11 protein-coding genes are annotated in these 12,436 nt (G+C 24.2%); 3 read left to right on the forward strand and 8 right to left on the reverse strand.

Features of this window, described 5'->3' with window-relative positions; translation table 11 throughout:
- Positions 1-59: 59 nt before the first annotated feature.
- The 4 genes from ACZ5EC_RS11605 to acpS form a co-directional block, all read right to left on the reverse strand.
- A complete protein-coding gene (locus ACZ5EC_RS11605; protein WP_464302644.1) occupies positions 60-476 on the reverse strand; it encodes a bactofilin family protein in 417 nt (138 codons plus the stop codon).
- A 78-nt stretch (positions 477-554) separates the two neighbouring features.
- Complete coding sequence (gene truA, locus ACZ5EC_RS11610) at positions 555-1,301, reverse strand: tRNA pseudouridine(38-40) synthase TruA (RefSeq protein ID WP_464302645.1); 747 nt, start codon at positions 1,299-1,301, stop codon at positions 555-557.
- Positions 1,301-2,179 (reverse strand): DUF2225 domain-containing protein, encoded by an 879-nt coding sequence (locus ACZ5EC_RS11615; protein WP_464302646.1) that lies wholly within the window; start codon positions 2,177-2,179, stop codon positions 1,301-1,303. Before ACZ5EC_RS11615 ends, truA begins: the two co-directional genes overlap by 1 nt.
- Positions 2,180-2,181: 2 nt before the next feature.
- Positions 2,182-2,580: a holo-ACP synthase gene (gene acpS / locus ACZ5EC_RS11620; RefSeq protein WP_464302647.1), complete on the reverse strand. Its 399-nt coding sequence runs from the start codon at positions 2,578-2,580 to the stop codon at positions 2,182-2,184.
- A 227-nt stretch (positions 2,581-2,807) separates the two neighbouring features.
- On the opposite strand from acpS, the gene ACZ5EC_RS11625 reads away from it, so the two are divergent.
- Positions 2,808-4,358, forward strand: a complete 1,551-nt coding sequence (locus ACZ5EC_RS11625; RefSeq protein ID WP_464302648.1) for a clostripain-related cysteine peptidase — start codon at positions 2,808-2,810, stop codon at positions 4,356-4,358.
- A gap of 275 nt (positions 4,359-4,633) precedes the next feature.
- Complete coding sequence (locus ACZ5EC_RS11630; RefSeq protein ID WP_464302649.1) at positions 4,634-5,518, forward strand: SDR family NAD(P)-dependent oxidoreductase; 885 nt, start codon at positions 4,634-4,636, stop codon at positions 5,516-5,518.
- Here the strand turns inward: ACZ5EC_RS11630 and ACZ5EC_RS11635 are convergent.
- The 3 genes from ACZ5EC_RS11635 to ACZ5EC_RS11645 all read right to left on the reverse strand — a co-directional run bounded on the left by ACZ5EC_RS11635 (position 5,480) and on the right by ACZ5EC_RS11645 (position 8,663).
- A complete protein-coding gene (locus ACZ5EC_RS11635) occupies positions 5,480-6,484 on the reverse strand; it encodes a M42 family metallopeptidase (protein ID WP_464302650.1) in 1,005 nt (334 codons plus the stop codon). The genes ACZ5EC_RS11630 and ACZ5EC_RS11635 overlap by 39 nt on opposite strands.
- 67 nt (positions 6,485-6,551) lie before the next feature.
- Positions 6,552-7,577, reverse strand: coding sequence for a M42 family metallopeptidase (locus ACZ5EC_RS11640; protein ID WP_464302651.1), 1,026 nt, complete (start codon positions 7,575-7,577; stop codon positions 6,552-6,554).
- Between the two features lie 57 nt (positions 7,578-7,634).
- A complete protein-coding gene (locus ACZ5EC_RS11645) occupies positions 7,635-8,663 on the reverse strand; it encodes a M42 family metallopeptidase (RefSeq protein WP_464302652.1) in 1,029 nt (342 codons plus the stop codon).
- 283 nt (positions 8,664-8,946) lie between these two features.
- Here ACZ5EC_RS11645 and ACZ5EC_RS11650 point away from each other — a divergent pair, with 283 nt between their 5' ends.
- Entirely contained in the window at positions 8,947-10,185 is a 1,239-nt protein-coding gene (locus ACZ5EC_RS11650; RefSeq protein WP_464301685.1) for an IS110 family RNA-guided transposase, read from the forward strand.
- Positions 10,186-10,436: 251 nt separating this feature from the next.
- Here ACZ5EC_RS11650 and ACZ5EC_RS11655 read toward each other — a convergent pair whose 3' ends face one another.
- Complete coding sequence (locus ACZ5EC_RS11655; protein ID WP_464302653.1) at positions 10,437-12,290, reverse strand: histidine kinase dimerization/phospho-acceptor domain-containing protein; 1,854 nt, start codon at positions 12,288-12,290, stop codon at positions 10,437-10,439.
- Positions 12,291-12,436 lie beyond the last annotated feature (146 nt).

Below are 12,436 nucleotides of genomic sequence, written 5' to 3' on the forward strand. Positions count from 1 at the left end.
TATCATAAGATAAAAATTGTAAAAATTTTTAAAAATAAAGATTAATTTTTTGTTAATTCTTATTTATTAGATTTTTGCTGGTTTTTTTCTGGTTGTTGAGGTTGTTGCTTAAAATTTTGAGTATTTTTATAATCCATTGAACATTTACCATTAAATTTACAACCAGATTCAATAACTAGGTCAGGAGTAACTATATCTCCATTAAGTTGAGATTCTTTAGAAAGTTCAACTCTTTCTTTTGCAAAAACATTACCATCAATTTTCCCATAAGAAGTTAATTTATTTACCTTTATTTGAGCTTTTACATAAGAATTAGGTCCTAAAAAGAGATGTCCATCAGCTTCAATTTGCCCTTCAAATTTACCTTTAATCATTAGTGATTTAGAAAATTTGAGTACACCAGTAAAATCAATATCATCTGCTAAAACAGTATCGATTTCGGATTCAATAATTTCAGTAATTAAACTTTTAGCCATTAATCTCTCCTATGATTTTTACCAATATTTTTAGAAAATATATCTTAAAAAAATTTCAAGTCAATTAAAATAAATTTTCTAAAAAATTATCTTTTTTAAATAAAGTGGGTATGGAGGAAAAACTTTATAAGTAAATAATTTTTTACCACTTTCTAAAGAAGATTTTAAAAGATTAATATCCAGATCTTTATTATAAATTTCAAAAGATGCTCCAATAATTGATCTTACCATTTTGTGTAAAAAGGATTTTCCACTTATATAGATGTATAAAAAATCGTTGATCTCTTTGATAAAAATTGAATAAATAGTTCTGTGAGGATTTCTTTCTTCTCTAGAAGTAGTAAATGCTTTAAAATTATGAAATCCAAGGAAAGGTGAAAGTATTTTGTTAAACTTATTAATATCTATTTTTTTATCTTTAATTAAACTATTCAGTGCAATTGCATGGTTAAAAAGAAATGGTGGAAGAGGGTCTTTTTTATAAATAACATATATATATATTCTTTTTTTTGCATCAAATCTTGGATTTGTTAGAGAAGATGTTTTAAAAATTTTATTAACTCTTATATCATATGGAAAAAGGCTATTTAAAATTTTTTTTAAGGTTTGAGATGTAAAATCTTTATTTAAACTAAATGAAATAACATTTTCAATAGCATGAACTTTTGCATCGGTTCTTCCAGCATAAAAAATTTTGGATTCTTTCCCATTTAGTTTACTTAAGAATTTCTCTATTTCACCCTGTACAGTTCGTTGATTTTTTTGTTTTTGAAAACCAGAAAAATTAATCCCATTATAAGATATATGAACTTTATAGAAATACATTACTCTTCTTGCTCTTCGTCTTCTTTTTGTTGTAATAATTCTTTGTGGAGTTCATTTATTTTTTCATATAAATTTCTTGCTGCGTCTAATAAAAATACAGTTTTATCTCTGCTTGATTTTCCAGCACCAAAAACTTTGGAAAGTATTATTTTTGTTCTTTCTATTATTTTTATTTTTTCATCAAGTTTATGAAATTCATCAAGTCCATAGTGGTAAAGCAGATAACTATACATATATAAAAAACCATTATATCCAAAATTTTTATCAAGATCAGGTCCAAAATTTTTAATATTATCAATTGTTTCTTCCCCTTTTTCCATCGAATCAAGAGCGTCTTTATAAAACCAGAAGGCTTTTTTATATAAAAGTTGTTTTAAAGAAATCCAGATTTCATTTTTTTCTTCTTCATAAAGGTCACCTGCAAGCCATGCCCCTCTTAATGCACTTAACCCTTTTTTAGCTCTTGGTGCAAATCTGTTTGGGAAAAAGGCATAGGTATAAATAGCTGCAATATATGAAGCTAAACCTTCTTTTGTTCCTCTTTCTTTTCTAAAATCAATTAAACCAAATAGATCATAAATAAGATTCTGTCTCTTATTCATATCAAGTTTAAGAGGTTCAATTTTATTTTGTGGAATTTGATTGAAATCATTTGTATAAGTAGCATAAAAACATTGGGGACATACTGTAATTGGATATAAAAGTGGATTAACCTTACCATATTTTTTAGTAGGAATATAAAGTCGTCTTAACTCTAAAGTAAGCTCACCAGCATTGAATCTTCCACCACCGGTTAATACATTCTCTTTTTTAAATTTTTCCCCACAAATGGGACATTCAAAAGTTTCTTTGCTAAAATAAGATATTTTGGGTGACATAATTATTCCTTATCATATACAATTACAAAAGCAATAGAGTATTCTTTTTCATGAGAAATAGAAAGGTCTATTTTTTTGTTTTGAACAAGTTTTACAACTTTGTTATAAAAGTTAAAATAGGGTTTTCCATATTCATTTTTTAAAACTTCAATATCAAAATAATTGATCCCTTTTCCAATCCCTGTACCAATAGCTTTTAAAAAAGCTTCTTTAGCTGCAAACCTTGATGCAAAAAATTCTACAACATTTTTTCTATGATAACTATTATTGATCTCTTTTTCTGTAAAAATTCTTTTTAGAAATTGATGATTATATATTATATCTTCATTATTAATTGCAATATATATTAATTTTTCAAATCTTTTATTTTCAACTATATCAGTACCAATATTAATGTTCATATCTGCCTCTTTTTATTTTATTTTTCATAAATTTTTGAGATCGCATTTAAATTTAAATTTTTAAAAAATTTTAAAATTTAATTTTTATTTTATTTTTCATTAGTTTTTAATACTTATTTAAAAAAATAACTATAATAATTTTATCTGTCTAAATATAAGTCAAAAAATAAAAAATTAAAGATAAAAAATATTTTGTTAATATGACTTTTTGTATTAAATTATATTATATGAAAAATCAATTATTAATTAAAAATATTTTATATTATAAAAGAAAATTATTTGTTATTTTTGTTGTAATAATTTTGATTTTATTAATTAGTTTTTACAGTTGTTCAAATCCAGTTATAATTAATGGTGAACCAGCAAAAAGAATAGATACATATCCTTTAAAAGAATGGACATTTATTATATATCTCGATGGTTCAAATAATTTAGAATATAATGCAATAGAGGATTTTAATGAACTTGAATATGGATTATATTTAGCAGAACAAATAGATAAAAATATTGAAAATAAGATAAACATAGTTGTTCTATTTGATAGAATTGATGGATATTATGATGCTCCAACTAATGAGAATGGGAATAATTGGACAAATACAAGGATTTATAAAGTTAATCCAGATAAAAGAGATCCTGGTATTGATTCATCATCAATATATTTTACTTCAGATTGGATAATTACAGGTATTAATGATCCAGCAAAATGGGATGCTAATATGGGAGATCCCCAAACTTTATCATGGTTTATTAATTATTCAAAAACCTATTTCCCTGCAAATCATTATGCTTTAATTTTATGGGACCATGGTGGAGGTGCAAGAAGTGTTATTAATAATGGAGAAATCCTCACTTCAAAAGCAATTAGCTGGGATGAAGAAAGTACTGATTCATCAAATAGTGATGATGCTCTATACCTTGATGAATTGCAACAAGCATTAAGTAATAATTTTTCTTCAACAAATAAACTGGATGTTATAGGTATGGATGCTTGTCTTATGGCAGAGGTGGAAGTTGCATATGAATTTCGAAATCTGGCTAAATATTTTGTTGCTTCTATGGCAGAAGAACCAGGTGATGGATGGAATTATAGCGATATTTTTGAAAAACTTGTTAGTAGTGATTATAACTTTTTTTCACAAAATGATCAGGCTAAAACTTTGGCAACATTGTTAGTTGATTCTTATCATGATTCATATTTAAATTATTCTAATCAAACTCTTTCAGCAGTTGATTTATTAAAAGTAGTAGAATTGAAAACAGAACTTGATAAACTTGCACAGGGATTATATAATTTATATAGCTCATCTCAAGATAAAACTCAATTTTTAAATGATTTTAAAAATAATATTTTAGAAAGTAATAGTACTAATTTTTCAGAAGGAGATTATATCAATTTGCCTTACTACGATATATATAGTCTTATAAATAATATTAAAACAAATTACAATTCTTTATCAGTTCAATGTGATAATGTAATTCAAGTACTTTCTGATTCGATTTTAAAGTCATATGCTGGATCAACTTATGGTGATTATTATGATATTGGTAGTATAACAAAAAGAGGATTATCTATCTTTTTTAGTTTTGATTCTAATGATTACAGTTATCAATGGTGGTATACTTCTAATGATACAGCATCTATTTATGGGAAAATCTATCTTTATGGAAATATAGATTTTTGTAATTTTGATAATGATACAATTGTTGAAACCTGGAAAGAATTGATGGAAGCATGGTATGATCCAGATAATAAAATTACAACTGATACATATTAAGATATAAATGATTTTTAAAATTTATTAATACTATAATCATAGAGATATAATCTTAGTGATTTAAATATATTAGTTTTTAAAGATAAGATTAATAATTTATGAGTTGTGAATTATTAAATGATACTTGTTTTAAAAACATCATATAAATAAAAATGAGCATTGCTATAAATAAAAGTGTGTAAAAGAGAGAATAATTTGTTTAAAGCAAATAAATAAAAAAATATAATATAAATTATAAATATATTAATGATTATTATAATATTTAAGGTTAAATAATGACTAAACGAACAATATTAATAACTGGTTCAACAGACGGGATTGGGAAAGAAACAGCGTTAAGATTAGCCTCACTTGATCATAATATCATTTTACATGGGAAAAACGAGATAAAGCTTAAAAGTACTTTTAATTTTATTGTCTCTAAAACTGGAAATAAAAATATTGATTATATTATTGCAGATTTAAGTGAAATCAATAATATTAATAATATTATACCAGAGTTAAAATTAATTGAAAAAAAGTTTGGTAAAATTGATACTCTTTATAATAATGCAGGTGTATTCATGGTAAATAAAAAAGTAAATTCAAAAGGTATAGAATTTACTTTTATGATAAATTATTTAGCTGTATTCTATATAACTTATAAACTATTTCCATTACTACTTGGTTCTGCAAAAGAAAGGATTAAGAAAAAGAATCAAAAATTTTATAAATCAAGAATAATAAATGTAGCTTCAATGGCACATGCGGATAAATTAGATTTTGAAAATTTAAATGCTGAAAAATTTTATGATCCTTATACAGCTTATAGTTATTCAAAATTAGAAGATATAATGTTTACTTATGAATTAAATGATAAATTAGTTGAGAATAGTTTTAATAATTTAATAACAGTGAATTGTTTACATCCCGGGGTGATTTCTACAAAACTATTACATTCAGGATGGGGGTTTGGAGGAAGTAGCGTTTCAGAAGGTGCTAAAAGATTGGTTTATATGTTAAATAAAGATCTTGAAAATATTTCAGGAAAATACTTTTATGATATGAAAGTTTCAGAACCAGCAGATTTTGCAAATAAAAAAAATGCCAGAGAAAAACTCTGGCTTTTATCAGAAAAATATTTAAATATCAAGTTTAGTTTCACAAAGTTTAATGGTTAAATCAATACAATTCTGTATGTCATTTAAAGAACACATTTCTGCTGCTGTATGGATATATCTTGTAGGTATAGAAATTCCTGATGAATATGCACCTGATCTGGCAAGTTGAATTGCATGAGCATCTGTACCACCACCATATAAAATATCTCTTTGATATTTTATATTATTTTTTTCAGCAATGTTAATAATAAAATCAACATATTTTTTCTGGGAAATAACATAACCATCCATAATTTTTATAGCTGCACCCCCATTTAGTACAGATGAACCATTAAACTCACCATTGGGAAGGTCATATGAACCTGTTACATCTATTGCAATTCCAGCATCAGGATTGATTCTATAAGATGAAGTTGTAGCACCTCTGATACCAACCTCTTCTTGAGAAGAAAAAACAAAATAGATATTATCTTCAGGTTTTTTAAGTTTTTCAATGGTTTCTAAAAGGATGAAACAACCAATCCTATCATCCATCCAGGGACCTGTAATTATATTATCAGTAATCTCTAAAGGAGCGTAAATAGCACACATGTCACCAATTTGAACTTTTTTTAATGCTTCTTTTTTAGATGTTACACCAATATCAATAAACATCTTATTTTTATCAAGTTTTTTTAGATCTTCTCTTTTTTCAATTCCTATAACACCAATAGTTCCATTTTCAAATATTACTTTTTTTCCTAATAAATAATGTTCTGGTTGACCCCCAACCTGGGAAAATCTCAAAAACCCTTTATCATCAATAAATGTAATTATAAAACCAATTGTATCCATATGAGCTGAAATCATAATGTTTGAAGGTTTTTTTGATTTACCTTTTTTTAATGCAATTAGAGAACCAGTATTATCATAAATTATTTCATCAACATAAGGTTTTACAAATTTTTCTATTGAACTTTTTACTTTATCTTCTCTTCCTGAAACTCCAAATTCTGTGAAAATAAATTTTTTATTTTCTATATTCATTAAATTCTCCTTCAAAAATGATTCTTTATTTTATATAAAAATTTCAGTTTTAAATTTATATTACTTTTTATAATTTAAATTCTTTTGCATTTTCAACAATTGATTTTGCAAGCTTTAAATAATTTTCATAATCTTTTTTAAACATAATACCCCATGGAGAATGTATATATCTAACAGGAACAGATATTGTTATTGAAGGGATCCCTTCTTTGGTTAGGTGGATTTTACCAGCATCGGTTCCCCCAGTTACACTTTGTTTAAATTGATATTTTATATTTTCTTTTTCTGCAATCTTTTTTACAAATTCTAACAACTTCCTATTTGCAATAGATGTTCTATCCATAATTGTTATAGCAGGACCATTACCTAAGACAGTTGAAGGGGTATAGGTATTTTTTAGTTCTCTATCTGAACAGGTAGTTCCTTCAAGATTAAGATTAAAAAGAACTTTTTGATTAGCATGATTGGCAGCAGTAGAACCCCCTCTTAATCCAACTTCTTCTTGGACAGTATATACTGCTAAAATGTTATAATCAGGTGATTTAATAGATTTTAAAATTTCAGAAATGTTTGCGCAACCAGCTCTATCATCAAATGCTTTTCCAAAATAATAATTACCCTGTTTAAAAAATTTTGATTTAAAATAGATATAATCTCCAGGGTTAATATCTTTTACTTCACTTTTTGAAGAAGCTCCAATATCTATGAAAAGATTTTTTATATCTGGAAATTCTTTTCTTTCAGAAGGTGACATAATGTGATAGGATTTATAACTAATAACTCCATTTATATTGTTTTTTCCAATTATAACATTATTGCCAAGCAGAATCTTAGGAATAAAACCCCCAATAGGATAAAAACTAATAAGCCCATTCTCATTAATAGATTTAACTATAAATGCAACTTCGTCCATATGAGCTGTTAATAAAACTGTTTTTTTTTCTTCTTTCCCTTTTTTGAAAGCAACAAGATTTCCAATAGGACTAACTTCAAACTTATCAACATATTTTTTTATATCTTCAGTTATAACTTTTCTAATTTCTTCTTCATCTCCAGCTGCTGAGTTTACATTACTATATTTTTTTAATATCAATTAATCCCCCTTTATTTTAGATGTAATATTAACAAACTAAAAGCAATAAATAACTATTTATACTATTTTTTCTTCTAATGATAATAAAGCCATAATTTTGGCTGCTCTATATATATCTTTTATATTAATAATTTCAGTTTGAGAATGCATATATCTTAATGGAATTGAAATCCCAGCTGTATAAACTCCTTTGTTGTTAATTTGAATAAAATATCCATTTGTCCCACCAGGACGAGGTTCAACTTCAATTTGAAATGGAATATCCTCTCTATTTGCAATTTCTTCAATTTTTTTTGTTAACACAGGAGAATATTGAGGTCCTTTACCAAGTACAAAACCTTTAGATGTCTTACAATCGCTAATATTTCCAACAGGATCTCCAAATGTTACATCACAAACTAAAGCAATATCAGGGTCAATTTCAAAAGTACCAACTTTAGCACCTCTTAACCCAACTTCTTCCTGACTTGAAAATAAAAAATATATGTCATGGTAGTTGTTTAATTTGTCAAGAAACTCTATAGCCTGTAAAAGTGTCAAAACACCAGCTTTATCATCAAAAGCTAGAGAGGAATAATGATTATTCAAAAGTTTTTGAGTTTCAAAATCTAACAATGCAAGATCACCAATAGTAATAAATTTCTCAACTTCTTTTTTACTTGAAAAACCAGTATCGATAAAAAGAGAACTCTTTGAATCTATTTTTTTTATATCTTCTGAAGCCATTAAATGAGGTGGTTTTGTTCCAATAATACCATAAAGTTTTTGTTTACCATAAACTATAACTCTTTTTCCAAACAGGGTTAATGGATTAATTCCACCAACTGTATTAAATCTTAATATACCATTTTCCTCAATTTTGGAGATAATTAATCCAATTTGATCAATATGAGCATCAAACATTATTTTAAGTTTATTTTTACCAGATCCTTTTTTGAATGCAATCAGGTTATTTAATTTGTCTTTATAAATCTCATCAACTTTATTTGTAATTAAAGATTCAATTTTATCAACTAATTGATTTTCAAATCCAGAAATAGATGGTATTTCCATTAATTCTTCTATGTAAGATTTTAATTTATTCAAATTATACTCCTCGTATAATATATTAAAAATAAAAGTACTATTGACAACCTAATAATATTAGGGATAATAAATATGATATGTGTTTAATGGATAAAATACAAATAAAAATCTCCTTGTCTTTTTAAAGACTTAATAAAGAATTTTGATTTTATCCATCTTAAATCTATATATCAGGCTGTTTAGCAAATATTCAGGATGTTACAGGATTCGAAGTTATTCGTCTCACTGTGTATTCGAGGTTGTGCAAATGCCAGATATTAAAAAAATTAAAAGGAGTTGAATTATGTTTTTTGTAGGTATTGATGTAGCAAAAAAATCTTCTGAAGTTTGTATTATCAATGAAAAAAGAAAGATTGTTAAAAAATTTAAATTAATTCATAATTCTAAGAATTTTAAAAAGTTTTTTGAAATTATTAATAAACTGTCAAATAATAAAAATGATTTTGAATTTGCTTTAGAAGCAACTAATGTTTTCTGGAAACCAGTGTTCTTTAGTATTAGAGAAAAAGGATATAAAATTTCTCTTGTTAATCCTTATTCCTCTTCCTATTTCTCTAAATCCTTTAATAAACATACCAAAACTGATAAACAAGATGCTTTAAATCTTGCTATCCAGTTATCTACTGGATTAATTAAAGAATCACTGGTTCCAGAAAATGATGTCTCTAACCTAAGAGAACTCATAAAGGAATACAATTTCCTTATGAAACAAATATACAATCTCAAAAGAAGAATTTCAAGTATTTTACAAAAAACTTTTTATGAGTATGATATTGTTTTTAGAGACCCTTTTAATGTTACATCAAGAACCATTTTAAAAAAATATCCTTCTGCTTTTGCTTTAGCCAAAGCTAACAAAAACGATATTGTTAAAATTTTTAGATCAATTAAAGGTAACAATAATTCTGAACATAAAGCTAAAAAAATTATTGAATTTGCTAAAATTTCTATTACTCCAAATAATGGCATTAAAGCTAATGAATTTAATCTAAGAAATCAAATTACTGTGTTAGAACTTCTTCTTGAACAAATAAAAAATATAGAAAAAAATATTAACCTTATATTAAAAAATTTAGAATTTAATTATTCTGATAATAATAACAAAAATAGTATTAACCCTATAAAAGCTGTTTTATCAATCCCTGGTGTTGGTAAAAAAACAGTTGCAACAATCATTGGTTGTTGTGGTGATTTAAATAAATTTAATAATGTAAATAAATTTTTAGGATACATTGGCCTTTACCCTGGTAAAGATCAAAGTGGTTCTAAAGATAGAACATATCAAAAATCAAAAGGAATCTCTATTGTTAAAAAACAATTATATTGTTGTGCTGTATCTGCTTTAATGCATAATAATGAATTAAAACAGGTTTACCTTAATGAAATTAACAAAGGAGGTAATTCTAAAAAAGCTATTTTTAAAGTTATGGTTAAGCTTGCTAAAATTATCTGGCATTTGTATACTTATTCCTCTATTTATGATCCTGTTAAGGTTTTTGTTGCTAAACCTCATTGTGCCTGATATATATAAATGTCAAAGAACACTAATTATATTAGATTGTCAACATCCTATTTTTTTTATTTTTTTTGTTGACATATTATAGGATGTCTTTAAATATATTTATAAAAACAAATATTTAAAAAAAACAAATTTCTAATCCAATTTAAAACATTTCATTAAATTTTTACAATAACTTTTTATCTTTATTGGGCTTTTTATAATATTTTTTTCAAATAGAGTTGAACTTTAATAACAGATTTTTTTATTATAATTTATACTTTATTTAAGTAAGTTTTTATAGCAAAATATTCATCATCATCGATTTTTATCCATTTAAATTCACAACCAAGAAAATCGGCAAGTTTTTTAACTTGCTGAATATTATAATCTGAATTAATTAAATCATTTAATAAGTTTTCTTTATAATTCATTTCAAGATCAAAATAATGATTTTTGTCTTTAATATTGTTGTTGCTTAATAAAAAATATAAGCTTGAATTAAATTTAAAAACATTTAGATAAAGGATTTTATTTTTAGGTAATTTGAAGAAATAGTAAAATAAATTAAAAAAGATAAATGATAGATTTTCAAAATCATATATAAAAGATATATTTTCTTCAATATAAGTATCTAATTTAGATTTAGAATTTCTTGAAAATCCAATAAAAAAAGATTTTATCAGATCTATAAAAAATTCAACAGAAAGATTGTTTTCTTTTTTATAAAATTTAAATCTTTCAAGTCGAGTAATATAAATGATTTCATCTATTAACATTAATAATTTAACAGATGCATTATAAATAAAATTTAAATCATTTTTTAGTTCTTCTGGTATTTCTCCTTCAATTCCCTGTAAAATGATATTAGAAAAACCAATTATTGTATTTAATGGAGCTCTCAATTCATGAGACATATTTGAAATATAATCTATTGAATTTTTGTAAAATGAATATTTTTTTTCTATTGAATTGTAATTCTGTAAATCAAAAAATAACTCTTTTACACATTTTATGTAATCATCCTCTTCTATTGAAAAAATATTATTACAATTTAAAGATAATGATTTTTCAACTATGGATAAGAATTTAGAAAATGCTTTTGATATATTGGTATTTAGAGTAACAGCAAAAATGTCATTTGACTCTATTATTATTAGTTTAAGTTTTTCAATGATTTCATGAATTTCCTTGTGTTTTAAGAATTGATTGTTATTTAGTAGTTTTTCTATTTTTTTATCATCAAATGTAAGTTTTTCCTTTTCAGCTAATTTTTTAATGAAATTGATAAAATTTAATTCTTTTATATTTTTTTCATCTTTAAAGGTAAAAAGATTAAGCAAAAATGTGATTGCTAAATTATTAAAATCTATAATTTTAAAATTATGATTAAAAAATAAAACTGGAACACTAACTTTTTTAACAATTGATTTTAAAAATTCAATGTTTTCAGTATAAAAAATTCTTTTTTCTTTTAAATCTTTTTGTAAAATATTAATTTTTTCAATTATAATATCAAACTCTTCAATATTCGTTAATTTTAATTTATTGTTGAAATTACCATCAGAAATTTCTTTTAATGAAAAGTAAAGGTTTAAAAAGATTGATTTAAATTTATTGTAATCAAAATAGTTATAAAGTAAGTATCCTATAAAAATCAAAAGTAAACTAATAATAGTAAAAAAGAATAAAAGTTGGGATGTAAAAAAGAAAGTTGCATAGGGTACAACTAATAAAACAAAATTAGAAAAAGAAAGATTTTGATAAAATACCATATATCTGGATTTTCTAATATAACCATTTTTTTTGTTAATATAAATATTTTTTAAATCAATTGAATATTTTCCAAGTTTAGCAATAACAGTATAACTTCCAGTAATACTGTTAATATAGATTATAGAGCTTTTTTTTAGATAGTTTGAATTGTTTTTTAAAACTGAATCAATATTATTAAATGAGAAATCTTTACTAATAAGTTCTGTTAGTAATGAGTAATAATGAACATTTTTATTATAAGAAAAATAAAAAAATAATGATAAAATAATAATAGTAATTATAAATATTGGAATGATTAAAAGAAATAAATTTCTTTTTAACAGTAATTGCCGTATGTTTTTACGATTTGACATATATAATCCAATTATTTTAACTAATGCAATATTAAAACATTATAGAAAAAAATTCAACTATTTGTTAGCTTAAATTAAAAAAAGTAAAAGATTTTCGGAATAATAATTTGAATAATTATATTTTCAAATATTAGCTAATTATTTAT

The organism is Exilispira thermophila, assembly GCF_055389015.1.

What these genes read in the sequence shown, in the direction of transcription:
- ACZ5EC_RS11635 (WP_464302650.1), bottom strand. Translation starts at nt 6,484, where the DNA reads ATGAATATAGAAAATAAAAAATTTATTTTCACAGAATTTGGAGTTTCA.
- ACZ5EC_RS11650 (WP_464301685.1), top strand. Translation starts at nt 8,947, where the DNA reads ATGTTTTTTGTAGGTATTGATGTAGCAAAAAAATCTTCTGAAGTTTGT.
- ACZ5EC_RS11630 (WP_464302649.1), top strand. Translation starts at nt 4,634, where the DNA reads ATGACTAAACGAACAATATTAATAACTGGTTCAACAGACGGGATTGGG.
- truA (WP_464302645.1), bottom strand. Translation starts at nt 1,301, where the DNA reads ATGTATTTCTATAAAGTTCATATATCTTATAATGGGATTAATTTTTCT.
- ACZ5EC_RS11605 (WP_464302644.1), bottom strand. Translation starts at nt 476, where the DNA reads ATGGCTAAAAGTTTAATTACTGAAATTATTGAATCCGAAATCGATACT.
- ACZ5EC_RS11625 (WP_464302648.1), top strand. Translation starts at nt 2,808, where the DNA reads ATGAAAAATCAATTATTAATTAAAAATATTTTATATTATAAAAGAAAA.
- acpS (WP_464302647.1), bottom strand. Translation starts at nt 2,580, where the DNA reads ATGAACATTAATATTGGTACTGATATAGTTGAAAATAAAAGATTTGAA.
- ACZ5EC_RS11615 (WP_464302646.1), bottom strand. Translation starts at nt 2,179, where the DNA reads ATGTCACCCAAAATATCTTATTTTAGCAAAGAAACTTTTGAATGTCCC.
- ACZ5EC_RS11655 (WP_464302653.1), bottom strand. Translation starts at nt 12,290, where the DNA reads ATGTCAAATCGTAAAAACATACGGCAATTACTGTTAAAAAGAAATTTA.